A 23,921-nucleotide genomic window follows, 5' to 3' on the forward strand; every position below is an offset into this window, starting at 1 on the left:
CGGGGGCGGGGTGCGGCGTGACCGGCGACCTCTCCGCCGTACTCGGTGCCGTCGTCCTGGTCAGCGCGCTGGGCGCGGCGGTCTGGGCACTGGTCCGGCTGCGCGCCCGGCGCGGCATCGCCACCGCCACCCAGCGCGCCACGTACGAGGTGCTGCACACCGCCGGGCTGGCCGCCGAGCCGCTGCGCGCCGGGCTGACCGCGACCGGCGCGGCGAAGGCCGTCCGCCACCTGCGGGCCCTGGTGGGCGCGGCCGGGCTGGCCCTGACCGACCGGCAGGAACTGCTCGCCCTCGACGGCCGGGGCAGCCACCACGCGGCGCAACTGCTCGCGGCGGCCCGACGCACCGTGGCCGCCGACCACTCGACCGTGCTCGGCGAGTCCGAGCTGCCCTGCGACCGGGTGGACTGCCCGGTACGCGGGGCGGTGCTCGCCCCGCTGCGGGCCGCCGGCCGGGTGGTGGGGGCGCTGGTCGCGGTGGCCGACGGCCCGCCGGCCCCGGGGCTGGTGCAGGCCACCCTGGAGACCGCGTACTGGGCCGGCAACCAGCTCGCCCTGGCCGAGCTGGACGCCTCCCGGCAGCGGCTGGCCCGCGCCGAGGTCCGCGCGCTGCGGGCCCAGATCAGCCCGCACTTCATCTACAACGCGCTGACCGCGATCGGCTCGTTCGTCCGCACCGACCCGGAGCGGGCCCGGGAGCTGATCCTGGAGTTCGCCGAGTTCACCCGCTACTCCTTCCGGGCGCACGGCGAGTTCACCACGCTCGCCGAGGAGCTGCGCTCGATCGACCGGTACCTCACCATCGAGCGGGCCCGGTTCGGTGACCGGTTGCAGGTGCGGTTGCAGATCGCCCCGGAGGTGCTGCCGGTGACCCTGCCCTTCCTCTGCCTCCAGCCGCTGGTGGAGAACGCCGTCCAGCACGGGTTGTCCCGCAAGCCGGGTACCGGCATGGTGAGCATCGAGGCCCGGGACGCGGGTGCCGAGTGCCACATCACGGTGGAGGACGACGGAGTGGGCATGGACCCGACGACCCTGACCTCGGGGATCGCCGACCTGACGCGGGCCGGCAGCGACCCGGGCGAGGAACCCGGCCAGCACGTCGGCCTCTCCAACGTCGACGAGCGCCTCCGGTCGGCCTTCGGGGACCGGTTCGGCCTGGTCGTCGAGACCGGCGTCGGCTCGGGTACGAAGATCAGCCTGCGGGTGCCGAAGTTCCACCCCGACGTACGGGCGGACGCGTGACCGGCGGCGCACCGGGCTTCCTGCGGGTGCTGGCCGTCGACGACGAGCCGCCGGCGCTGGACGAGCTGGCGTACCACCTGCGCGCCGACCCCCGGGTGGCCCGGCTGCACACCGCCGCCGACGCCACCGAGGCACTGCGGGTGCTCCGCGACGACGACGTGGACGTGGTCTTCCTGGACATCCGGATGCCGGGGCTGGACGGGATGGAGCTGGCCCGGGTCCTGCGCCGGTTCGCCCGGCCACCCGCCATCGTCTTCGTCACCGCCTACGACGACGGGGCGGTGGACGCCTTCGACGTCGGTGCCACCGACTACGTCCGCAAGCCGGTCCGCGCCGAACGGCTGGCCGAGTCGCTGCGCCGGGTGATCGGCTCCCGGGTGGTGGCCGGCCACCCGGCCGCGCTGGCCCGCGCCGAGGAGGACCCGACGATCCCGATCGAGCTGGCCGGCAGCACCCGGATGCTGCCCCGCTCGGCGGTGCGCTGGGTGGAGGCCCAGGGCGACTACGCCCGGCTGCACACCGCCGACGGCTCCCACCTGGTCCGGGTCTCCCTGGCCACGCTCGCCGAACGGTGGGGTGACGCCGGTTTCGTCCGGATCCACCGGTCGTTCCTGGTGCAGCTCCGGCTGATCACCGAGTTGCGGCTGGTCAACTCGGGCTACGTGGTGCTGGTCGACAGCGCCGAACTGCCGGTGAGCCGGCGACACACCCGCGAACTCAAGGACCGGCTGGTCCGCGCCGCCAAGCAGGACTGGAGCCGCTGACCGCACCCCGACCGGCACCACCGGCTCCGGCACCGCGAATGGCGAGACCGCGCGACACCAGGCATAACGACGAGTTGTCCACCGGGTTATCCACAGCTGTGGAGAGTTCTCCACAGGTTGTTCACAACCTCGGCCACCGATCTCCACGGCTTCTGCCTACAGTTTCAGGACATGAGGCAGCGGCGCATCCTGGTGGTCGAGGACGAACAGACAATCGCCGATGCGGTCGCCGCCCGGCTGCGGGCCGAGGGCTTCCTCGTGACGATGGCCGGCGACGGCCCGAGCGCGGTGGAAGGGTTCCGGGCCGAGCAGCCCGACCTGGTCGTCCTGGACGTGATGCTCCCCGGCTTCGACGGGCTGGAGGTGTGCCGGCGCATCCAGGCCGACCGCCCGGTACCGGTCTTGATGCTGACCGCCCGGGACGACGAGACCGACCTGCTGGTGGGGCTGGCGGTGGGGGCCGACGACTACCTGACCAAGCCCTTCTCGATGCGGGAGCTGGCCGCCCGGGTGCACGTCCTGCTGCGCCGGGTGGAGCGGGCCGCCGCCGTCACCGACCCCACCGGCCGCCCCGGGTCCGGGCCGGTCATCCGGCTCGGCGACGTCGAGATCAGCCCCGACGAGCGCCGGGTGCACCGGGGCGGCGTGCAGGTGCACCTCACCCCGACCGAGTTCGACCTGCTGATCCACCTCGCCAAGCGACCCCGCACCGTGCTGCCCCGGGAACGGCTGCTCGCCGAGGTCTGGGGCTGGGCCGCCGGTGCTGGTACCCGGACGGTGGACAGCCACGTCAAGGCCCTGCGCCGCAAGCTCGGTGCCGACCTGATCCGCACGGTGCACGGGGTCGGGTACGCCCTTGAGGTGGTGCCTGCGTGACCGTCGACGCCGTGGTGACCTGGCTGAACCGGGTACTGCCCCGCCCTCTGGACCCGGTCCGTTCCATCAAGGTCAAACTGGGGGTGCTACTGGTCACCTCGGGTGCGGCCGGGCTCGGCTACTTCTGGTACGCCATCGGCTGGCTACCCCCGATGACCTCCGCCACCGCGATCGGCCTGGCCCTGCTCACCTCCCAGGTGTTGGCGCACGGCATGACCTCTCCCCTCCGGGAGATGACGGCGGCGGCCGGGGCGATGGCCCGGGGGGACTACAGCCGGCGGGTCCGGGCCACCTCCCGGGACGAGGTCGGGGAACTGGCGACCGCTTTCAACAAGATGGCCGAGGACCTGGCCGCCGCCGACCAGCGCCGCCGGGAACTCATCGCGAACGTCTCGCACGAGCTGCGGACCCCCATCGCCTCCCTTCAAGGGGTGCTGGAGAACCTCGTGGACGGGGTGGCCACCCCGGACCCGGCGACCCTGCGCACCACCCTGGCCCAGACGGAACGCCTCGGGAACCTCGTCGCCGACCTGCTGGACCTCTCCCGACTCGACGCGGGGGTGGTGCCCCTGCGCCGGGAGCCGATCGAGCTGGCCGGCTTCCTCGACGAGGTGGTGGAGCACGCGGCGGCCACCGCCGTCGGGGTCGGCCGGAAGGTCCGCTTCCGGATCGCCCCCCTGCCGGCCCCGCTGACCATACGGGCCGACCCGGGGCGGCTGCACCAGGTCTTCGCCAACCTGCTCGACAACGCGGCCCGGCACAGCCCCAGCGGGGGAACCGTGCTGGTGACCGCCGAGCGACGGGAGAACCTGGTGGCCTTCGAGGTCAGCGACGAGGGGGAGGGCATCCCCGGGGCGGAGCGGTCCCGGGTCTTCGAACGCTTCACCCGGGGAGCACCCTCCCGGGGTGGGAGTACCGGCCTCGGTCTGGCCATCGCCCGCTGGGTGGTGCAGCTCCACGGCGGCTCCATCGCCGTCCTCGACCCGGCTTCCGCCGCCGGCGGATGCCGCATCCAGGTGACCCTTCCCCTCGACGAGGAGTCCCCATGACCACCCCCACCTCGGACGACCAGCCCACCAGAGCGGGCAAGACGGGTGAAGTGGACAAAAATGCCGAGCCGGATGCCCCGGTCACACCGGACAAGCCCGTAGAGCCGACCGGGCCGACCGGGTCGACCGGGCCGGCTAAACCGGCTGGGTCGACCGGGCCGGCTGGGCCGGTGCGGCCGGCGGTGCTGGGGATACCCCCGCAGTGGACTCCCCCTCCGCCCCCTCCGCCCCTGCCGGGAGTCGCTCTGCTGAAGGAACGCTGGCCCGGACCGGCCGGGCCGGCCCGGCCGGTGGCCCTCGGGGTGCTCGTCGCCGCAGCCGCCGTCGCCGCCTCCGTCCTGCCCCTGGACCGTCCCGGCCTGGGCTGGCTGGTGGTCGCCCTGGTGGCGACCGGGGCCCTGGTCACCGTGGCGGTCACCGCCCCGACCCACGCGGACGACCGTCCCGACGGCACGGGGGTGCCGGGACCGGTCGTCCGGGTCGGGTGGGCCCTGGCCACCATCGCCCTCGTCTCGGTGGGAGTGTTCCGGGCGGCCGAGTGGCTCTTCCTGCTCTGCCTGCTCGCCGCCCTCATCACCGCCACCCTCGCGGTGACCGGGGGACGCAGCCTGTTGGGCATGCTGGTGGCCGGGCTGCTACCACCGGTGGCCGTGTTCCGGGCCCTGCCCTGGGCCCGGGGCGGCCTGCGCACCCTGCGGACGGCCGGCGGCGGGAACCTCGTTCGGATCCTGATCAGTGTCGGGGTGACGGTGGGGCTGCTCGTGCTCTTCGGGCTGCTCTTCGCCGCGGCGGACGCGATCTTCGCCGACCTGGTCGGTGCCGTGTTGCCGGAGGTGTCGGTACCCGGCGTGGTGACCTGGGTCCTCCGGTTCCTGCTGGTGGGCGGGGCCCTGCTCGCCGGGGCCCACCTGCTGGCCGGGCCACCGGACCTGGCCGGGCTGCGGGCCCCGGGCGCCCGGCCGGTCGGTCGGCTGGAGTGGGCCCTGCCCCTGGTCCTGCTCGACCTGCTCTTCACCGGCTTCGTCCTGGTGCAGCTCACGGTCCTGTTCGGCGGGGCGGAGCACGTGCTGACCACCGCCGGGCTCACCTACGCCGAGTACGCCCGGGGCGGGTTCTGGCAACTCCTCGCCGTCTCCCTGCTCACCCTGCTGGTGCTGGCCGGGGCCGGGCGGTGGGCCCCCCGGTCCACCCGTGCCGACCGGGTGCTGTTCCGGGTACTGCTGGGGGCCCTGACCCTGCTCAGCCTGGTGGTGGTGGCCTCCGCCCTGTACCGGATGCAGGTCTACACCGACGCGTACGGGGCCACCCGGCTCCGGCTGCTGGTGGCGACCGTGGAGCTTGCCCTCGGGGTGGTGTTCCTGCTGGTCGGGGTGGCGGTGCTCCGGCTGCGGGCCGGGTGGCTGCCCCCGTTCGTGGTGGGGACGGCGGTGCTCGCCCTGCTCGGCCTCGCCCTCGTCGACCCCGACCGGGCCATCGCCGAACGCAACGTCGACCGGTACGCCCGCACCGGGGCCCTCGACACGGTCTACCTGTCCCGGCTCTCCCTCGACGCGGTACCGGCCCTGGACCGGCTGCCGGAGCCGGCCCGCTCCTGCACCCTGCGGTTCCTGGTCGACAACCGGTATCCCGGGGAGGACCTGTGGACGACGAACCTGGGCCGGGCCCGGGCCCGAAAGGTCTTCGCGACGAACCCGGTGCGGACCACCGGCCTCTCCTGCCCGCTCTTCGACGGTCGGCCCACCGGGCCTTGACCCTCGGGTAGGGCGGCCAGGGTGCGTCGGTGGCCGCCCCGCCGACCCCGTACGGGGCTCCGCCCGGCCGGGCCTTGACATTCGGGTGGGGGCGGTGAGACTGCGTCAGTGGCCGCCCCCACCGACCCCGTACCCGCGCCCCGGCGACCCGAGCCGCCCCGACGGACCCGGATCGTGCTCGCCGAGGTGTCCCGCCGGGCCCCCGCCGCCGACCTGACCCGCACCGAACTCGCCCAGCAGACCCGGGTCGGCGAGGCGCTGGTGCGGGGGCTGGTCCGGGCGCAGTTGGCGCTGGCCCTGCGGATGTCGCTGCTGGTGGTGATCGGGCTGGGCGGGCTGCCGCTGCTGTTCGCGATCGCCCCGTCGATCGGGCGGACCACCCTGCTCGGGGTCAACCTGCCGTGGCTGCTGCTCGGCGTGGCGTCCTTCCCCTTCCTGATCGTCGTCGGCTGGGGGTACGTCCGGCTGGCCGAGCGCAACGAGCAGGACTTCACCGACCTGGTGCAGCGGCCGGAGCGCTGAGATGGACAACGCCCTCGTGGTACCGGCGATCGTGGCGGTCACCCTGGTCACCGTCGGCATCGGCTTCTACGGGCTGCGGCTGGCCCGGACCACCTCCGACTTCCTGGTCGCCTCCCGGGTGGTCAGCCCCACCTGGAACGCCGCCGCGATCGGCGGGGAGTACCTGTCGGCGGCGAGCTTCCTCGGCATCGCCGGGCTGGTCCTCAAGTACGGCGTGGACGTGCTCTGGTACCCGGTCGGGTTCGCCGCCGGGTACCTGGCGCTGCTGCTCTTCGTCGCCGCCCCGCTGCGCCGTTCCGGGGCGTTCACCCTGCCGGACTTCTGCGAGCTGCGGCTGCGCTCCCGCCGGTTGCGTACCCTCGCCACGGTCTTCGTGATCTTCATCGGCTGGCTGTACCTGGTGCCGCAGTTGCAGGGGGCGGGACTCACCCTGGCCACGGTCGCCGGGTCGCCGTACCCGGTGGGGGCGCTGCTGGTGGCGGTGGTGGTCACCGCCAACGTGGCGCTCGGCGGGATGCGGGCGATCACCTTCGTCCAGGCGTTCCAGTACTGGCTGAAGCTGACCGCGCTCGCCGTACCGGCGATCTTCCTGGCGTTGCAGTGGCAGGCCGACGCCCGGCCGGCGGTGACCCCGCCCGACGGGCCGGCGTTCCGGACCGCGACCACCGTCGTCGTCGAGCACCCCGCCACCCTCACCTACCCCGACGGCCGGAGCCGGGAGGTACGCCCCGGCGACGAGCTGACCTTCGCCGCGGGCGAGCCGGTGCCCGAGGTCGCCGGAGTGGCCACCGGGGCCGCCGACTGGCTGCTGCCCAGCGCCGCCGGGGACGACGACCGGGGACTCTTCGCCACGTACTCGCTGATCCTGGCGACCTTCCTCGGCACCATGGGGTTACCGCACGTGCTGGTGCGGTTCTACACCAACCCGGACGGGGCCGCCGCCCGGCGCACCACCCTGGTGGTGCTGGCCCTGGTCGGCGCGTTCTACCTGCTGCCCACCCTGTACGGGGTGCTCGGCCGGATCTACACCCCGCACCTGCTGGTCACCGGGCAGACCGACGCGGTGGTGGTGCTGCTGCCCGAGGCCGCGCTCGGGGCCGGCACCACCGGCCGGCTGCTCGCCGCGCTGGTCGCCGCCGGGGCGTTCGCGGCCTTCCTCTCCACCTCGTCCGGGCTGCTCACCAGCGTGGCCGGGGTGATCTCCACCGACGTGCTCGGGCGCGGCTCGGTACGCGGCTTCCGGCTGGCCACGGTGATCGCCGGCGGGGTGCCGGCGGTGCTCGCGCTGAACGTCTCCGGGCTGGACGTCTCCCAGGTGGTGGGACTGGCCTTCGCGGTCGCCGCGTCCAGCTTCTGCCCGCTGCTGGTGCTCGGCATCTGGTGGCGTGGGCTGACCGACCTGGGCGCCACCGCCGGGGTGCTGGCCGGCGGCGGCGCGGCCGTCGGCGCGGTCCTGCTCACCGTGCTCGGCCCTCCGCTGACCGGCTGGCCGGCGACGCTGATCGCGCAGCCGGCCGCCTGGACGGTCCCGTTGGCCTTCTCGGTGATGATCGTCGTGTCGATGGCCACCCGCCGCCGCGCCCCCGCCGACGTCGCCACGATCATGCTCCGCCTGCACGCCCCCGAAGCCCTCCGCCGGTAAGGAAGGGCCCCCTGTTAACGCTTTCGGTAGAGGAAGGGCCCCTTCCAAACACCGGGTCCCCGGCGGGGCCGCCGGGTCAGCCGCCCGGCGGACCGGCTCCTGCCCAGGGCGGAGACACAGTTCGTACCCCGGCGGAAGCGGACGGTGGCCCAGGGCGGATACGGTCGGACCATGACTGAGGAGCACCCGGCGCTCGCGCTGCGCGGGCTGGTCAAGCGGTTCGACAGCAAGGTCGCGGTCGCGGGGGTCGACCTCGACGTCCCGACCGGCTCGTTCTACGGCCTGCTCGGCCCGAACGGCGCGGGCAAGACCACCACCCTGTCGATGGCCGTCGGCCTGCTCCGTCCCGACGGCGGGCAGGCCCGGGTGCTCGGGTACGACGTCTGGGCCGACCCGGTACGGGCCAAGCAACTCCTCGGCGTGATGCCCGACGGGGTACGCCTCTTCGACCGGCTCAGCGGCGCCGAACTGCTGGCGTACCACGGTCTGCTGCGCGGGATGGACCCGGCGGTGGTGGACCGGCGGGCCGCCGAACTGCTGGACGTGCTCGCCCTCGGCGACGCCGGCCGGACCCTGGTGGTCGACTACTCCGCCGGCATGAAGAAGAAGATCGGCCTGGCCTGCGCGCTGCTGCACGGGCCCCGGCTGCTGGTGCTGGACGAGCCGTTCGAGGCGGTCGACCCGGTCTCCGCCGCGCTGATCCGCGACATCCTGCACCGGTACGTCACCGGGGGCGGGACGGTGGTCTTCTCCAGCCACGTGATGGAGGTCGTCGAGCGGCTCTGCTCGCACGTCGCGATCCTCGCCGACGGGACCATCAAGCGGGTCGGCACCCTCGACGAGGTACGCGCCGGCCGGGCCCTGGAGGACGTCTTCGTCGAGGTGGTCGGCGGGCGTACCGCCACCGGCGAGGAGTTGGCGTGGCTGTCCCGGTGAGCCCGGCGGTCGACGGCTCCGGGCCGGCCCGACCGGTGCGCGCCCGACACTTCGTCCGCCTGAAACTGCGTGTCACCGCGAACAACTTCCGGGGCCAGGGCTGGCGGATCGCGCTGTTCGTGTTCGGCGCGTTCTTCGGGCTCTGGTTCGCGGTCGGCGGCTTCTTCCTCTTCGCCGCGCCCGGTCTCGCCGGCAACGACCAGTACGCGATCCTGGCGGCGGCGCTCGGCGGCGGCCTGGTCGCGCTGGGCTGGCTGATCCTGCCGCTGGTCTTCTTCGGGGTGGACGAGACCCTCGACCCGGCCCGGTTCGCGCTGCTGCCGCTGACCCGCCGCACCCTGGTCACCGGGCTGGCCGCCGCCGCCCTGGTCAGCGTCCCCACGGTGGCGGTACTGCTCGCGCTCTTCGGGCTGGTGGTCACCGCCGCCCTGCTCGGCGGCTGGTTGGCCGGGCTGGTCGCCGTGCTCGGGGTGCTCTCCGGGCTGCTGCTCTGCGTCGCCGGCAGTCGCGCGCTGACCAGCGCGTTCGCCTCCATGCTCCGGTCCCGCCGGGTACGGGACCTGGCCGCCGTCCTGCTCGCGGTGCTCGCCGCCCTGCTCGGCCCGGTGCAGATCGCCCTCACCGCCTCGCTGCGCGACGCCGACTGGGACCGGCTGGCCGGGGTGGCCCGGGTGGTGGGCTGGACCCCGCTCGGCGCGCCCTGGAGCGCCGGCATCGAGGTGGCGCAGGGGCGGGCCTGGGCGGCGCTGGCGAAGCTGCTGATCACCTGGGTCACCGTGGCCGGGCTGCTGCTGTGGTGGTCCCGGTCGCTGGAGTCGGCGATGGTCGGTACCGCCACCGCCGGGCCGGCACCCGCCCGCCGGGGCCCGACCGGCGGCGCGGTCGCCCAACTCTTCCCCCGACCGCTCGGCTGGCTGGGACGGACCCGGTTCGGCGCGCTGACCGCCCGCGAGTGCCGGTACTGGTGGCGGGACGCCCGCCGCCGGGCCAACCTGATCACCCTGGCGGTGGTCGGGGTGTTCGTGCCCGTGATGGTCAACTTCGGCGGCAGCGGTGTCGCCTTCGACAGCGAGCAGGGCTTCAGCGGGCTGGGCAGCGCGTCGCCGGTGCTGGTCAGCCTGTCGATGGTCTTCGTCGGGGTGCTGGCCGCGGTGACCCTGGCCAACCAGTTCGGCTTCGACGGCAGCGCGTACGCGGCGAACGTCGTCGCCGGCATCTCCGGCCGCCTGGAGTTGCAGGCCCGGATGGCCGCGTTCTCGATCTACGTGGTGCCGATGCTGGGCGCGATCGCGGTCATCGTGGTGCTGGTGCTCGGCGAGCCGGGCTGGATCGGGTTGACGCTGGGCAGCCTGCTGGCCACGTACGGGGGCGGGCTGGCGGTGAACACGTTCCTGTCGGTGCTGGGCGCGTACTCGCTGCCGGAGACGAGCAACCCGTTCGCGATGAACACCGGCGCCGGGGTGGCGAGGAGCTTCCTGACCCTGGTGTCGATGGTCGTCTCGGCCGTCACGGCGGTACCGATGCTGGTGGCCGCCGTCCTGCTCGGCGACGCCTGGCACTGGCTGGCCCTGCCGGTCGGCGCGGCGTACGGGGTGGGGGTGGCGCTGCTCGGCGCGTACCTCGCCGGTGACGTGCTCGACCGCCGGATGCCGGAGTTGCTCGCCACCGTCACCCCCCGCCGCTGACGGTGTAAGGAGGGGCCCCCTGTTAACGCTTCCGGTAGAGGAAGGGCCCCTTCTTAACACCTGTCCGCCGGCACCACCGCCGGCACCACCGTCGGCACCTTCGTCGGCACCACCGTCGGCACCTTCGTCGGCGGCGCGGGCGGCACGCACGTGCGGGTTGGCAGGTGGGCGCACAATGGGCCGATGCCCGTCGTCGAGTCGGTGATCACCGTTCCGGTACCCCCCGCGTTGGCGTTCGCCGTCTCGCAGACCGTCGCGCCGGTGCGGTACCGCTGGGACCCCTTCGTCCGTGAGCAGCACTTCGTCGACGGCGCCACCCGCCCCGGCAAGGGGGTCCGCACCTTCACCCGGTCCCGGCACGGGCTGGCCATGGTCAGCGAGTACGTCTCGTTCGCCCCGCCGACGAACGTCGGCATGAAAATGGTCCGGGGGCCCTGGTTCTTCGAGATGTTCGCCGGTGGCTGGCGGTTCGCGCCCGGCCCGGAACCGGGCACCACGGTCGCCACCTGGCGGTACAACTTCCGCTGCCGGCCGGCCTTCCTGCGCCCGGTCGCCGACCGCATCGGCGTCTGGCTGCTCGGCCGGGACATCCGACGCCGGATCGCCGGGTACGCCGCCGGCTGCGCCGACGAGGAGGTCCTCGCCGCCGCCCGCCAGGCCCTCGACGGGTACCCCTGACCGGCCTGCCCGCCGCCGTCCGGCACCGGCGGACGTCCCGGTCGTCGCATTAATCCACTGTCGATCGCCCTGGTCGGTTAGGAAGGGGCCCTTCCTCTACCGGATGCGTTAACAGGGGGCCCTTCCTTACCGGGGGCGGGCCCTTCCTTACCGGTGACGGGAGGGGCGGGGCGGCACAATGTTTCACGTGAATCCAGAGCCGGGCGCCGAGATCCACCACACCGACCCGTTCGCCGTGCCCGCCGGGCAGCGGTCGCCGGTACGCCGGCTGCGGGGGCGGCTGGCCGCACCCGTGACGCTCTGGACCGCGCCCGGACCGGCCGGGCTGACCGTGTCGTCCACCCTGGTCGCCGAGGGGGAGCCGGACCGGCTGCTCGGCCTGATCGACCCGGAGTCGGACCTGTGGGCGGAGGTGGAGGAGGCCGGGCGGTTCGCGGTGTCCCCGCTGGGTCCGCCGCACCGGCAGCTCGCCGACCGGTTCGCCGGCCTCTTCCCCTCCCCGGGCGGCCTCTTCGCCACCGGCCGGTGGACCGAGACGCCGTACGGGCCGGTGCCGTCGGACGGCGGTGGCTGGGCGGGCTGCCGGCTGGACACCGCCCGCGAGTACGGCTGGGCGCTCCTGGTCGAGGCGACCATCGAGACGGTCGACCTGGCCGAGGAGACCACCCCGCTGCTGCACTACCGGGGCCGGTACCGGGAACTGAACGGGTAGCCGGGCACCCCCGTTCCACCCACCCGGCACCGACCGCTCACCGGAGTGACGTGGGTCACTCGGCGCACCCAACCGGCCGTTCGGCGCAGCCGTCGACCGCTGCCGATCGAAGCCTTTCCCCGTGGGTAGCGGGCTTTCTACGGTGCGCCAAACCCCCACGCCTGTGAAGGTGGTGATCCACATGTCCACGGACACACCCGCGCCGACCTCTGCCGAGGCGGAGCGGTACCTCGCCGTACAGCGGTCGGACGAGTTCGCCAGACTGCGCCGCGCGCTGCGCGGCTTCGTCTTCCCGATGACCGTCGCGTTCTTCCTGTGGTACGCGCTCTACGTGATCCTCTCCGCGTACGCGCGAGGCTTCATGGGCACGAAGCTGTTCGGCAGCAACATCAACGTCGCCCTGGTCTTCGGACTGCTCCAGTTCGTCTCGACCTTCCTGATCGCCTGGTACTACTCCCGGTACGCGGACCGGAAGGTCGATCCGCTCGCCGACCGGATCCGCGACGAGATCACCGGGGGTGAGCAGTGAGGGATCTCCTCGCCGCCGAGGCCAGTGGCAGCGGCACCGCCCGCACCCTGACCATCACGCTCTTCGTCCTGCTCGTGGCCGGCACCCTGGCGATCACGATCTGGGCCAGCCGGCAGACCAAGACGGCGACCGACTTCTACGCCGGTGGCCGCTCGTTCTCCGGGTTCCAGAACGGCCTGGCGATCGGCGGCGACTACATGTCGGCCGCCTCGTTCCTCGGCATCGCCGGCCTCATCGCCCTCTACGGGTACGACGGCTTCCTGTACTCGATCGGCTTCCTGGTCGCCTGGCTGGTGGCGCTGCTGCTCGTCGCCGAACTGCTGCGCAACTCCGGCCGGTACACGATGGCGGACGTGCTGGCGTTCCGGATGCGGCAGCGGCCGGTGCGGACGGCGGCGGCGGTCTCCACCATCACCGTGTCGATCTTCTACCTGCTGGCCCAGATGGTCGGCGCGGGCGCGCTGGTGGCGCTGCTGCTCGGCATCCGGCCCGGGACCACCTTCCTCGGCATGGACGCCGACACCGCCAAGGTCGCCACGATCATCCTGGTCGGCGCCCTGATGATCATCTACGTCACGGTGGGCGGCATGAAGGGCACCACCTACGTGCAGATCGTCAAGGCGGTGCTGCTGATGGGTGGCACCCTGCTGATGACGCTGCTGGTGCTGGCCAAGTACAACTTCAACCTGTCGGCGCTGCTCGGTGACGCGGCGGCCTCCTCCGGCAAGGGCTCCGCCTTCCTCGAACCCGGGCTCCGGTACGGCGTCGAGGTCGCCGGCAACGCGACCCAGACCTTCTACAACAAGGTCGACCTGCTCTCCCTCGGCATCGCGCTGGTGCTCGGCACGGCCGGCCTGCCGCACATCCTGATCCGGTTCTACACCGTGCCCACCGCGAAGGCCGCCCGCAAGAGCGTGCTCTGGGCGATCGGCATCATCGGGACGTTCTACCTGTTCACCCTGGCGCTCGGCTTCGGCGCGGCGGCGCTGGTCGGCGGGGAGGCGATCCTCGCCCAAGACCGGGCCGGCAACACGGCGGCACCACAGCTCGCCGAACGGTTGGGCATCGACTTCTTCGGCGGGGACATCGGCGGGGCGGCGATGCTGGCGATCATCGCGGCGGTCGCCTTCGCCACCATCCTGGCCGTGGTCGCCGGGCTCACCCTCGCCTCCTCGTCCAGCCTGGCGCACGACTTCTACGCCAACGTGATCAAGCGGGGTCAGGCCTCCGAGCGGCAGGAGGTGAACGTCGCGCGGGTCTCGGCCTTCGTCATCGGCGCGGTCTCCATCGTCCTGTCGATCTACGCGCAGAACCTGAACGTGGCCTTCCTGGTGGCGCTGGCCTTCGCGGTGGCCGCCTCCGGCAACCTGCCGGCGATCCTGTACAGCCTGTTCTGGAGGCGGTTCAACACCTCGGGCGCGGTCTGGGCGATCTACGGCGGTCTGCTGTCGGCGGTGCTCCTGGTGTTCTTCTCGCCGGTGGTCTCCGGCGCTCCGACGTCGATGTTCCCGGACCACGACTGGCAGTGGTTCCCGCTGTCCAACCCGGGCATCCTCTCCATCCCGTTCGGCTTCTTCTGCGGCTGGCTCGGGACGGTGATCTCGAAGGAGCACGACGAGGAGAAGTACGCCGAACTGGAGATCCGGTCGCTGACCGGCGCCGGCGCGCACTGACCCTCGGAGATCCACGACCGGGGCCGGCCCACCCGACGGTGCGGCCGGCCCCGGCGTCCCTGCCGCCACCAGCCGACGGCCGCCGGCACCGGCAGGCGGGCGGGCAGCCGGACGGGCCGGCGTCGTACGGTGCGGAGCGCTCCCAGGACACAGGGTGTGCGCAGGGGACCCCTCCTATCCGCCAGGCGTCAACAAATGGCCCTTCCTCACCTCTGTAGGCTGGCCGACATGAAGGTCGCGCCACGCTTCGGGTCCGGTCACCGCGTTCTCGTCACCGGCGGCGCCGGCTTCGTGCCGTCGCACCTGGTGGATGTCCTCGTCGAGCGGGGTTGCACCGTCGTGGTGCTGGACAACTTCGTCACAGGCAGCAAGGAGAACGTGGCCCACCTGGCCGACCGGCCGACCTTCACCCTGGTCGAGGCGGACGTCTCCGACGGGCTGCCCAGCCACCACCCGGCGCTGGCCGAGCGCTTCGACGCGATCCTGCACATGGCCTCCCCGGCCAGCCCCACCGACTTCGCCAGCCTGCCGGTGGAGATCCTGCGGGTCGGGTCGGTGGCGACCCTGCACCTGCTGGACCGCGCGGTCGCCGACGGCGCCCGGTTCCTGATGGCCTCCACCTCCGAGGCGTACGGGGACCCGCTGGAGCACCCGCAGCGGGAGACGTACTGGGGCAACGTCAACCCGATCGGCATCCGGAGCGTCTACGACGAGGCCAAGCGCTTCTCCGAGGCGGCCACCATGGCGTACGCCCGGCACCGGGGGCTGGACGCGGCGATCGTCCGGATCTTCAACACGTACGGGCCACGGATGCGGCCGGACGACGGCCGGGCGATCCCGACGTTCATCTCCCAGGCGCTGCGCGGTGAGCCGCTGACCGTGCACGGCACCGGCAACCAGACCCGGTCGATCTGCTACGTGGACGACCTGGTCCGGGGCATCCTGCTGCTGCTCGACTCCACCGAGACCGGGCCGGTCAACTGCGGCACCGAGCACGAGATGACGATGCGGCAACTGGCCGAACTGATCGTGTCACTCTCCGACAGCAGCTCCGAAGTGACGTACGTCACTCGAAGCGCGGACGACCCGGAGAAGCGTCGCCCTGATCTCACCCGCGCCCGCGAACTGCTCGGATACGAGCCGACCGTGGGCCCGGAGGAGGGGCTGCGCCGCACCATCGAGCACTTCCGCCAGCGCCTGGGGTGACCGGTCCGCCACCGGCGGACGCCAACCTGTGTCTCGCCTGAGGGCGGTGGTGGCCCAGGCTACGTACCCTGAGTTACATGTCAGCGACCAGCTCAGCCGGCGCACCGTTCCCGTACCTGCACCGTGGCGCCGGGCGCGCGTCGGTCCCGGGCCCCGGCGACACCGGACGGTCCCGGCCGACCAGCCAGTGGTACCCGGAGCACGACGACCGGCCGGCCCCCGGTGGACCGGGCGGCGGTCCGGGTGGGCCCGGCGGCCCCGGCGGCCGGGGCCGGGCGTACGGGGCCGGTGGGCCGGGCAACCGGGGCCGGCGGCCCCGCTGGGGCCGGATCGCCCTGGTGGCCGGGGTGGTCGTGCTGGTGCTCGCCCTGGTCGGTGGCGGTGGCGCGTGGCTCTACACCCGCAGCCTCAACAACGACCTGGCCCGCACCGACCCGTTCTCGGAGATCACCGGTGGCCGGCCGGCCAAGAAGGTGGACGGCGCGCTGAACATCCTGCTGGTCGGCAGTGACTCGCGGGACCCGGACGCCCCGATCGACCAGTCGAGCAAGTGGCGGGCGGACACGGTCATCGTGATGCACATCCCGTCCAACCACCAGCAGGCGTACCTGGTCTCCATCCCCCGGGACCTGTACGTGCCGATCCCGGAGAGCGCCAACGCGGACTGCGGTTCCGGCAACCGCGCCAAGATCAACGCAGCGTTCGCCTTCGGCGGGCTGCCGCTGGCCGTACGGACCGTGGAGTGCTTCACCGACGTCCGGATCGACCACGTGATGGCCATCGACTTCGCCGGGTTCAAGCAGGTCACCGATGCTCTCGGCGGAGTGGAGCTGAAGGTCGAGCGGACCATCACCTCGATCCACAAGCCGTACCGGAAGTTCGAGAAGGGCACCAATCACATGAACGGTGCCGAGGCCCTGGACTGGATCCGGCAGCGGAAGCAGTTCCCGGACGGCGACTTCGCCCGGATGCGGCACCAGCAGGAATTTCTCCGGGCGCTGATGGACAAGGCGGCCAGTTCCGGCACCCTGGCCAACCCGCCGAAACTGAACGCGTTCCTCCGCTCGGTGACCGACGCCGTCACCGTCGACCAGAATTTCTCGCTGGGCGACATGGCGCTCCAGTTCCGTAATCTGCGCGGCGAGAACCTCACCTTCGTGACCAGCCCCCACATCGGCAGCCAGACCATCAACGGCGAGTCGGTGGTGGTCTCCGACCGGGAGAAGGCGTTGGCGATGTACCGCGCCATCTCGGCGGACACCATGGCCGACTGGATGAAGGCCAACGAGAAGACCGAGGAGAACGGCACCAACTAGGGCCGTCGGCACCGGGCGGTAACCCCGCCCGGTTCCCACACTGTTTCGGATACGTTTCGATGAGCGTCATCACCGTCGGTGGCTGACGGAACACAGCCGACCCCGGTCGTCACCGACCCGACCGCATCGACCTGACCGTTCGGGCAGACAATTGCGATGGTGAGGAAAACAACGGTGGGTTGCCGGGTGAAGAACTCGCCATGACGGCCCTGGATCCGTACAGTGATCCCGCCCCTCGAACGCACGAACTGGAGCACGCATGCCGGTTCAGTCCTCCCGCCGATCCCCCTCCTCGGCCTCCGTTAGCGCGACCGTCAAGAGCTCGCGGGCCGTTCCGGCGCAGCGTGGCGCTGCCAGGAAGCGCCCCGCCGGTGGTGGAAAACGTCCCACCGGCGACGGGAGACCTCCGGCCGCCCAGCCGAAGCCGAAGAAGAAGCGCCGCGATCCCCTCTGGGCCCGGATCACCGTCGTGGTGGGCGCGTTGCTCATGGTCACCAGCGGCGCGGCGCTCGCCGGCAGCAAGGCGATGATCAACCAGGCGACCGGGAGCATCGACCAGCGGAACCTGCTCGGCGAGGCCGGCAAGAGCGACGCCGAGGGCGGCGAGAGCCTGGAGGGGCCGATCGACATGCTGCTGCTCGGGGTGGACGCCCGGGAGCGGTGGGCCGCCGACGACGTCCGGGCGGACAGCATCATCGTGCTGCACATCCCGGCCACCCACGACCAGGCGTACCTGATCTCCATCCCCCGGGACACCGAGGCGCAGATCCCGGCCTTCCCGAAGAGCGGCTACACCGGCGGCGTCGAGAAGATCAACGCGGCCTTCCAGGCCGGCGCCCGCAACGGCGGCGGCTGGGAGGGCGGTGCCCAGCTCATGGCGCAGACCATCAAGCAGATGACCGGGGTCAGCTTCGACGGCGCGGCGATCATCAACTTCGGCGGCTTCAAGAACGTCATCGACACCCTCGGTTCGGTGCGGATCTGCGTCAGCCAGGACGTCAAGTCCCGGCACATGTCGTTCGTCGACGACAAGCCGATGTGGAACGCGGACGCGAAGAAGACCGGCAAGGCGATGACCCCGGTGGTGCACAAGAAGGGCTGCCGGGAGATGGAGGGCTGGGCGGCCCTGGACTACTCCCGGCAGCGGTACGGCCTGGCCAAGGGCGACTACGACCGCCAGCAGAACCAGCAGCAGCTCATCAAGGCGATGGCCCGCAAGGCGACCGAGACCGGCACGCTGACCAACCTCGGCAAGCTCCAGGAGCTGATCAAGGCGGCCGGCAAGGCGTTCATCCTCGACACCGGCAAGGCCGCCCTGCCCGACCTGGTCTTCACCATGCGCGGGGTGACCGGCAACGAGCTGACCATGCTGCGGACCAACGGCGGGGACTTCCACGGCAACGCCGCCGGGCGGGAGACGCTCAGCCCGCTCACCCTGGAGATGTTCCAGGCGATCAAGGAGGACAAGCTCGCCGAGTTCGTCTACGCCAACCCGGACATGCTCTCCACCCGCAAGTGACGGGTCGGTCGGGGCGGCCCGGCGGAGTTGCGGAAACGGCCGTACGCAGGCAGGGCAGCTCCGTAACCTGACGTGAAGGCGATTCACGTCAGGCTGCGGGGGTGGGCACCACGTCCAGGGCGGAACGGCGCGGAGGCCGGTGGCGACCGGCCGGGGGACCATCCCCCGGTCGCCCCCGGCCCGCCGGCCGGCGGGCGCCGCGCTGGCCGCGGGTCCTGCTCGGCACCGGCCTCGTGCTGGTCCTGGTCGCGGTGGCGGCGGTCGCCGGGCTCCGGTTCCTGACCGACCGGTACGACCGGACGGTCAGCCGGGAGCAACTCCTCGACCCGGCCGCCCGGCAGGACGACACCGACCTGGGCGGGCCCCTCAACTACCTGCTGGTCGGCTCCGACCGGCGTCCCGGTGACACCAACCCCGCCCAGCGCTCGGACAGCATCCTGATCGTGCACGTCCCGGCCGGCCTGCGCCGGGCCTACCTGATCTCCGTACCCCGGGACCTGCTGGTCGACATCCCACCCGGCGGGAACGGCTACGGCGGCGGCCAGGACAAGATCAATGCGGCGTACGAGCACGGCGGCGGCGGGCAGGGCGGCGCCCGGCTGCTCTCGGCCACCCTGAGCCGGCTGACCGGGCTGCGCTTCGACGGCGCGGCGCTCGTCGACTTCGCCGGCTTCCGCACGGTCATCGACCTGCTCGGCGGGGTACGGATGTGCGTCGACACCGAGGTCCGCTCGATCCACACCGGGGCGGTCTTCACCCCCGGCTGCCACCAGATGGACGGCCGCCAGGCGCTCGACTACGTCCGGCAGCGGTACGACCTGCCCGGCGGCGACTACGACCGGCAGCACCACCAGCAGCAACTGCTCCGGGCGATGCTGGACCGGGCCGGCCAGACCAACCTGCGCGGCAACCCGGTCAAGCTGGACCAGGTGCTCCGCGCGGTCGGCGGCTCGCTGACCGTGGACACCAACGGCGTACCGCTGGAGGAGTTGCTCCTCGCGGTGCGTGACCTGCCGGCGGACGGCCTGGTCGGGGTCCAGGTGCCGTCCTTCCCGCAGACCATCGACGAGGTGTCGTACGTGGTGCTGGACAACGGCGGCAACGGACTCTTCACCGCGCTCCGGGACGAGCGCGTGGCGGGGTGGGCCGCCGCGAACGCCCGGTGGATCAGCACGTTGTGACCGTTCCACCCGGTGTCGACACCGCGTCGGCGGGGCGGAGGATCTAGGCTTGGTACCCGTGTTCGGACCCCAGGTGCCCACCATGCCCGTGACCGAGATCACCGACGAGACGTATCTGCTCGACGTCCGCGAGGACGACGAGTGGGCCGCCGGGCACGCGCCCCAGGCCCACCACCTGCCGATGATGGAGTTGCCGGCCCGGCTGGCCGAGGTGCCCGACGACCGCGAGGTGGCGGTGATCTGCCGGTCCGGCGGCCGGTCCGCCCAGGTGGTCGCCTACCTGGTGCGCCACGGCTGGGACCAGGCACGCAACGTCGCCGGTGGGATGGGTGACTGGGCCGCCGCCGGCCGGCCCGTGGTCGGCACGGACGGGCAACCGGGCCGGGTGCTGTAGCGGTCGACGCCATGGGCGACCCCCTCGTCTTCGCGCACCGCGGCTCCTCGGCCGACCTGCCGGAGCACACCCTCGCCGCGTACCTGCGGGCCCTCGACGAGGGGGCCGACGGCCTGGAGTGCGACGTCCGGCTGACCCGTGACGGGCACCTGGTCTGCGTCCACGACCGCCGGCTGGACCGGACCAGCAACGGGCACGGCCTGGTCAGCGCCCGTACCCTCGCCGAGTTGGACCTGCTCGACTTCGGCTCCTGGCACCCGGGCTGCGGGCCGGCGGGGAGTGTCGACCCGGTGGACGAGTCGCGCACCCGGCTGCTCACCCTCCAGCGGCTGCTCGACGCGGTGCTCGCCGCCGGCCGGCCGGTCCGGCTGCTGATCGAGACGAAACACCCCACCCGGTACGGCCGGAACGTCGAGCGGCGGCTGGTCGCGCTGCTGCGCCGGTACGGGCTGGCCGACCCGGGCCCCGACGACCCGGTCCGGGTGACCGTGATGTCCTTCTCCCCGCTGGCCGTGCGCCGGACCCGGGAACTGGCCCCACGCCTGCCCACGGTGCTGCTGGTGGAGTCGCTGCCGCGCTGGCTGCGGCTGGGCCGGCTGCCGTTCGGCACCCGGATCGCCGGCCCCGGCGTCGAGCTGCTCCGGGCCCGACCGGAGCTGGTGCCGGCGCTGCGCCGGGCCGGCAACCAGGTGTACGTCTGGACGGTCAACGAGCCGGCCGACCTCGACCTGGTGCTGACGGCCGGGGTGGACGGGATCATCACCGACCGACCGGCCCGGACCCTGGCCCGACTCGGCCGATGAGCTGCCCCGCCCCGGCGTCCGCCGCCAGCGGGACGCCGGCGTCGAGCCTGCTGCCCGCCCCCGACGAACCGACCGCCGCCAGCGGGCCACCGGCCGGGGCGACGGGACGCGACGGGACGCGACGGAACGCCGGCCTGCGGGGTGACGCCGGGGCCCGGATCGACGCCCGTGGCGGCTCGACGCCGGACCGGTCGGGGGTGCCCGACGCCCCGTCGAGCGGGCAGACTCGGGGCATGCCCGAGCACACCGACTTCGCCGCTCTCATCGCCGGGCAGAACGCCGCGATGGAAATGATCAACTCGGGTGACGCCGGCCTGCCCGTCCTCACCCGGCTGCTCCAGGAGGTCCAACCGGCACTCGGTGCCGCCGGCATGGCCTTCGTGGAGTTCACCTCGACCGGCGGGCGGGTGATCGCGGCGACCGGGGCCAGCCAGTGGACCCTCGGCCGACCGCTGTCGGCCACCGACCCGGCCACCGTCTGCCTGCTCACCGGGCCCCGCGTGCAGCAGGTACGGATGTCCCACCTCACCGGGCAGCTCGCCGACGAGCTGGTCGAGCGGGGGCTGGACTGGATGGTCGTCTCCCGGGCCGAGTTGGGCGGGGTCACCGTGGGCAGCCTGCACGTGCTGTACCGGGACGGCGACGAGCCGGTCCGCACCACCCAGCACGCCACGATCGGATACCTGGCCGCCTGCATCGCGCACATGTACAGCGACCAGAACGGGCTGCCCGTACACGGGGACGGTCCGGTGGTGGCGACGCTCGCCGACGGGCTGGCGGTGGTCGACCGGGCGGGCAGGGTCCGGCTGTGGAACCCGGCGGCGGCCCGGGTCACCGGCCGCCCCGCCCGCCAGGCCCTGAACGAGCCGGTGCCGTTCCCGCTGCCCCCCGCCGGCCGGGCGCTGGACCACCGGCTGCCGGACGGTCGCTGGCTCAAGATCAACGCTGGGGAGCTGCCCGGCCCGGGTGACCTGCGGGTGGTGACCTTCCGCGACATCACCGACCAGCAGCGCCGGGCCCACGACCGCGAGCTGTTCGTCGCGGTGACCAGCCACGAGCTGCGCACCCCGGTCACCGTCATCAAGGGGTACGCGGACACCCTCAACGACCACTGGGAGTCGCTCACCGACACCGACCGCCGGCAGGCCGTCCGGATCATCGGGCAGCGGGCCAACGAACTGGCCCGGCTCGTCGACCGGCTGCTCTCCTCCACCGCCGAGGCCGGCCCGGGGGTGCAGCCGCCCGTCCGCTTCGATCTCGCCGACGCGCTCCGGGCCGCGGCGGTCGACATCCCCGGCGAGGTACGGCACCGGCTCCGGCTCGACCTCCCCGCCGACCTGCCCCCCGCGCGCGGGCACCGGCAGAGCCTCGCCACGGTCCTGACCGAGCTGAGCACCAACGCCGGCAAGTACTCCGACCCGGGTACCCCGATCGAGATCACCGCCGACGCCGACGGGCAGACCGTCGCGTTCCGGGTCAGCGACCGGGGCATCGGCATCCGGCCCGAGCACGTGGAGCGGGCCTTCGACCGGTTCTGGCAGGGCGAGTCCGGTGACCGGCGCCGGTACCCGGGTGCCGGCCTCGGTCTCTATCTGGTCCGGCAGATCGTTGAGCAGCAGAATGGTTGGGTATCACTCCGACCGAGAGCCGGTGGCGGTACCGTCGCAGAGGTGCGGCTGCCGCGCGGATGACCCGGCACGGCGACAGGCGGGAAGGAACGGGCGTGGGGACGGGACGGGCCGAGCGTTCCTGGTGCGTGGTGGTGCCCCACCACGCCGTCGGTGCGCGGATAGCCCGTCGTCGGCTGGTCGACGAGCTGACCGACGTGGTCTCCCCGACCCTGTTGCCCGACCTGGTCGCCGTCCTCGCCGAACTGGTGGGCAACGCGGTCCGGCACGCCGACGCGCTGCCCGGCGGAGTGGTCCGGGTGGCCTGGCGGCTCTGCCCCGCCACCCAGGGCGTCCGCATCCAGTTGCGGGTCACCGACGGCGGGGCCGCCGCCGGGCCCCGGATGCGCCCGGCCGGCCCGGACGCGATCGGCGGGCGGGGGCTGCACATCGTGGCCGGGCTGTCGACCCGGTGGGGGGTGGACCGCGACGGCCTGGGGCAGAGCGTCTGGGCCGAGTTCGACCCGGTCCTCGCCGCCCGCGCGGATCTGGCCGTCGCCGGCTGACCCGCCGCGACCGGCGTACCCCGGGCCGGGCCGCCACCGGCGGTCGGCCGGCCCTCCGCACGACCGGGACATCGGGAACGTCGTCGAGCGCCACCGGGAAATCGGGCGGCTCCCGGCGCGGCCGGGCCCACCGGCCGGCTCCTGCGGGCGGGCCGACGCCGGCCGAACGGCCGGTCGGGGCGGGTCCGTCCCACGCCGGTCGGGTCCGGCCTCTAGGCTGTCTCGGCGTGAGCAAGCGTCGAAAGAGTCAGCGGGCCGCCGAGGCCACTCCGAAGCGGGCGAAGGTCCGCGACGTCTTCGTCCCCCGACCGTTCGAGGGGTTGGCCGACGAGCCGGAGTGGATCGCCCTGCGGGAACTGGTGCCGGCCGCCTCCGCGCCGCTGCGGCTCACCGGTGACCTCGCCGCCGAGCACGCCGACCGGTCGATCGTGCTCGCCACGGTGCTGCCGATGGCCGCCCCGGCGATGGCCCGGGCGGACGGGACGGTCTTCGTCGGTTTGCAACGGCACCAGCAGTCCGGGGACGTCTCCCGGGACCTGGCCGAGTCGCTGCTCTGTGCGCTGCGGACCGAGCCCGGCCGGACGGTCGAGGTGCCCCCGCTGCCCGGCCCCGGTCCCCGGTTGCAGGACCTGCTCGCCGACGGCCCGCTCGACGTGAGCATGCACGACGGCTTCGAGTTCTGGCTGGAGCCGGAGGCCGCCTCCGACCCGACCGTGCAGGCCTCCCTGGAGCGGGCGAACGCCGCCGTGTACCCGACCGTACGGCTCTCCGCCGCGCCGGCCGCGTACTGGTGCCAGGTGCCGGAGAAGGCGCACGTCCGGTGGGTCCTCCCCGACGACGAGGACGCCGCGCTCGACGCGCTGGCCCGGCTGGGCGCCGCCGGCACGCTGCCGCTCGGCGACAACACCCGGTTCGCCGGCATGTTCCGCGCCCACGGCCGGCTGGTGCCGGTCTGGGACCTGCCCGAGGACGTCCCGGCCGGCGAGTGGGAGGACCCGGTCACCCAGTTCGCCAAGCGGTACGCCGAGGCGCTGGCCGACCCGACCCCGCTGGACGCGGCGGGCCGCCGGTCCCGGCAGGGGCTGCTCGGTCGCCAACTCACCCTCCGCTGACCGGCCACCGGCCCGCTTCGCCGGGCGGACGCGCCCGCCGGGTGATCGCACGCCCGCCAATGATCGCGCTCCCGCCGGGATCGCGCTTCCGCCGGGGGATTGCGCGCCCGGCGGCTGGTTAAGAAGGGGCCCCTCCTCTACCGGAAGCGTTAACAGGGG

21 protein-coding genes and 1 pseudogene are annotated in these 23,921 nt (G+C 73.2%); all 22 read left to right on the forward strand.

Annotated elements, in window-relative coordinates; genetic code table 11:
• Nucleotides 1–17 precede the first annotated feature (17 nt).
• Nucleotides 18–1,241 (forward strand): sensor histidine kinase, encoded by a 1,224-nt coding sequence (locus AWW66_RS07640; protein ID WP_067361823.1) that lies wholly within the window; start codon nt 18–20, stop codon nt 1,239–1,241.
• Nucleotides 1,238–2,005, forward strand: a complete 768-nt coding sequence (locus tag AWW66_RS07645; RefSeq protein ID WP_067361826.1) for a LytR/AlgR family response regulator transcription factor — start codon at nt 1,238–1,240, stop codon at nt 2,003–2,005. Before AWW66_RS07640 ends, AWW66_RS07645 begins: the two co-directional genes overlap by 4 nt.
• Nucleotides 2,006–2,176: 171 nt before the next feature.
• Nucleotides 2,177–2,881 (forward strand): response regulator transcription factor, encoded by a 705-nt coding sequence (locus AWW66_RS07650; protein ID WP_067361829.1) that lies wholly within the window; start codon nt 2,177–2,179, stop codon nt 2,879–2,881.
• A complete protein-coding gene (locus AWW66_RS07655) occupies nt 2,878–3,930 on the forward strand; it encodes a HAMP domain-containing sensor histidine kinase (protein WP_067361832.1) in 1,053 nt (350 codons plus the stop codon). The genes AWW66_RS07650 and AWW66_RS07655 overlap by 4 nt, the downstream gene beginning before the upstream one ends.
• A 302-nt stretch (nt 3,931–4,232) precedes the next feature.
• On the forward strand, nt 4,233–5,681 hold the full coding sequence (locus AWW66_RS07660) for a DUF4153 domain-containing protein (protein WP_245648012.1): 1,449 nt from the start codon (nt 4,233–4,235) through the stop codon (nt 5,679–5,681).
• A 108-nt stretch (nt 5,682–5,789) separates the two neighbouring features.
• Nucleotides 5,790–6,203 (forward strand): DUF485 domain-containing protein, encoded by a 414-nt coding sequence (locus tag AWW66_RS07665; RefSeq protein ID WP_067361839.1) that lies wholly within the window; start codon nt 5,790–5,792, stop codon nt 6,201–6,203.
• Between the two features lies 1 nt (nt 6,204).
• On the forward strand, nt 6,205–7,845 hold the full coding sequence (locus AWW66_RS07670; protein ID WP_067361842.1) for a sodium/solute symporter: 1,641 nt from the start codon (nt 6,205–6,207) through the stop codon (nt 7,843–7,845).
• A 171-nt stretch (nt 7,846–8,016) separates the two neighbouring features.
• The gene (locus tag AWW66_RS07675; RefSeq protein WP_067361845.1) at nt 8,017–8,781 is read left to right on the forward strand and encodes an ABC transporter ATP-binding protein; all 765 of its coding nucleotides are present in this window, start codon (nt 8,017–8,019) and stop codon (nt 8,779–8,781) included.
• Complete coding sequence (locus AWW66_RS07680) at nt 8,766–10,466, forward strand: ABC transporter permease (protein ID WP_396890624.1); 1,701 nt, start codon at nt 8,766–8,768, stop codon at nt 10,464–10,466. Before AWW66_RS07675 ends, AWW66_RS07680 begins: the two co-directional genes overlap by 16 nt.
• A 183-nt stretch (nt 10,467–10,649) precedes the next feature.
• Nucleotides 10,650–11,144, forward strand: a complete 495-nt coding sequence (locus AWW66_RS07685; protein ID WP_067361851.1) for an SRPBCC family protein — start codon at nt 10,650–10,652, stop codon at nt 11,142–11,144.
• Between the two features lie 172 nt (nt 11,145–11,316).
• A pseudogene (locus AWW66_RS07690) lies at nt 11,317–11,856 on the forward strand (flavin reductase family protein); the annotation flags it as partial.
• A 181-nt stretch (nt 11,857–12,037) separates the two neighbouring features.
• Nucleotides 12,038–12,385: a DUF485 domain-containing protein gene (locus AWW66_RS07695; protein WP_067361950.1), complete on the forward strand. Its 348-nt coding sequence runs from the start codon at nt 12,038–12,040 to the stop codon at nt 12,383–12,385.
• Nucleotides 12,382–14,058 (forward strand): solute symporter family protein, encoded by a 1,677-nt coding sequence (locus AWW66_RS07700; RefSeq protein WP_067361856.1) that lies wholly within the window; start codon nt 12,382–12,384, stop codon nt 14,056–14,058. The genes AWW66_RS07695 and AWW66_RS07700 overlap by 4 nt, the downstream gene beginning before the upstream one ends.
• 228 nt (nt 14,059–14,286) lie before the next feature.
• On the forward strand, nt 14,287–15,264 hold the full coding sequence (locus AWW66_RS07705) for an NAD-dependent epimerase/dehydratase family protein (protein WP_067361859.1): 978 nt from the start codon (nt 14,287–14,289) through the stop codon (nt 15,262–15,264).
• Between the two features lie 77 nt (nt 15,265–15,341).
• Nucleotides 15,342–16,580 (forward strand): LCP family protein, encoded by a 1,239-nt coding sequence (locus tag AWW66_RS07710; protein ID WP_067361861.1) that lies wholly within the window; start codon nt 15,342–15,344, stop codon nt 16,578–16,580.
• A gap of 472 nt (nt 16,581–17,052) precedes the next feature.
• Nucleotides 17,053–18,099, forward strand: coding sequence for an LCP family protein (locus AWW66_RS07715; protein WP_245648014.1), 1,047 nt, complete (start codon nt 17,053–17,055; stop codon nt 18,097–18,099).
• 101 nt (nt 18,100–18,200) lie between these two features.
• Nucleotides 18,201–19,280: an LCP family protein gene (locus AWW66_RS07720; protein ID WP_083978313.1), complete on the forward strand. Its 1,080-nt coding sequence runs from the start codon at nt 18,201–18,203 to the stop codon at nt 19,278–19,280.
• Between the two features lie 58 nt (nt 19,281–19,338).
• The gene (locus AWW66_RS07725) at nt 19,339–19,674 is read left to right on the forward strand and encodes a rhodanese-like domain-containing protein (RefSeq protein ID WP_067361866.1); all 336 of its coding nucleotides are present in this window, start codon (nt 19,339–19,341) and stop codon (nt 19,672–19,674) included.
• A gap of 11 nt (nt 19,675–19,685) precedes the next feature.
• On the forward strand, nt 19,686–20,477 hold the full coding sequence (locus tag AWW66_RS07730) for a glycerophosphodiester phosphodiesterase (RefSeq protein WP_067361869.1): 792 nt from the start codon (nt 19,686–19,688) through the stop codon (nt 20,475–20,477).
• 233 nt (nt 20,478–20,710) lie between these two features.
• Nucleotides 20,711–22,168 (forward strand): sensor histidine kinase, encoded by a 1,458-nt coding sequence (locus AWW66_RS07735; protein ID WP_067361956.1) that lies wholly within the window; start codon nt 20,711–20,713, stop codon nt 22,166–22,168.
• Nucleotides 22,165–22,650 (forward strand): ATP-binding protein, encoded by a 486-nt coding sequence (locus tag AWW66_RS07740; RefSeq protein ID WP_067361872.1) that lies wholly within the window; start codon nt 22,165–22,167, stop codon nt 22,648–22,650. The genes AWW66_RS07735 and AWW66_RS07740 overlap by 4 nt, the downstream gene beginning before the upstream one ends.
• A gap of 227 nt (nt 22,651–22,877) precedes the next feature.
• Entirely contained in the window at nt 22,878–23,762 is an 885-nt protein-coding gene (locus AWW66_RS07745) for a DUF5926 family protein (RefSeq protein ID WP_067361875.1), read from the forward strand.
• Nucleotides 23,763–23,921: the final 159 nt, after the last annotated feature.

The sequence above is a fragment of the Micromonospora rosaria genome (assembly GCF_001567585.1).
In the GTDB taxonomy this organism is placed as follows: domain Bacteria; phylum Actinomycetota; class Actinomycetes; order Mycobacteriales; family Micromonosporaceae; genus Micromonospora; species Micromonospora rosaria.

What these genes read in the sequence shown, in the direction of transcription:
- AWW66_RS07650 (WP_067361829.1), top strand. Translation starts at nt 2,177, where the DNA reads ATGAGGCAGCGGCGCATCCTGGTGGTCGAGGACGAACAGACAATCGCC.
- AWW66_RS07710 (WP_067361861.1), top strand. Translation starts at nt 15,342, where the DNA reads ATGTCAGCGACCAGCTCAGCCGGCGCACCGTTCCCGTACCTGCACCGT.
- AWW66_RS07730 (WP_067361869.1), top strand. Translation starts at nt 19,686, where the DNA reads ATGGGCGACCCCCTCGTCTTCGCGCACCGCGGCTCCTCGGCCGACCTG.
- AWW66_RS07705 (WP_067361859.1), top strand. Translation starts at nt 14,287, where the DNA reads ATGAAGGTCGCGCCACGCTTCGGGTCCGGTCACCGCGTTCTCGTCACC.
- AWW66_RS07670 (WP_067361842.1), top strand. Translation starts at nt 6,205, where the DNA reads ATGGACAACGCCCTCGTGGTACCGGCGATCGTGGCGGTCACCCTGGTC.
- AWW66_RS07685 (WP_067361851.1), top strand. Translation starts at nt 10,650, where the DNA reads ATGCCCGTCGTCGAGTCGGTGATCACCGTTCCGGTACCCCCCGCGTTG.
- AWW66_RS07695 (WP_067361950.1), top strand. Translation starts at nt 12,038, where the DNA reads ATGTCCACGGACACACCCGCGCCGACCTCTGCCGAGGCGGAGCGGTAC.
- AWW66_RS07735 (WP_067361956.1), top strand. Translation starts at nt 20,711, where the DNA reads ATGCCCGAGCACACCGACTTCGCCGCTCTCATCGCCGGGCAGAACGCC.
- AWW66_RS07675 (WP_067361845.1), top strand. Translation starts at nt 8,017, where the DNA reads ATGACTGAGGAGCACCCGGCGCTCGCGCTGCGCGGGCTGGTCAAGCGG.
- AWW66_RS07740 (WP_067361872.1), top strand. Translation starts at nt 22,165, where the DNA reads ATGACCCGGCACGGCGACAGGCGGGAAGGAACGGGCGTGGGGACGGGA.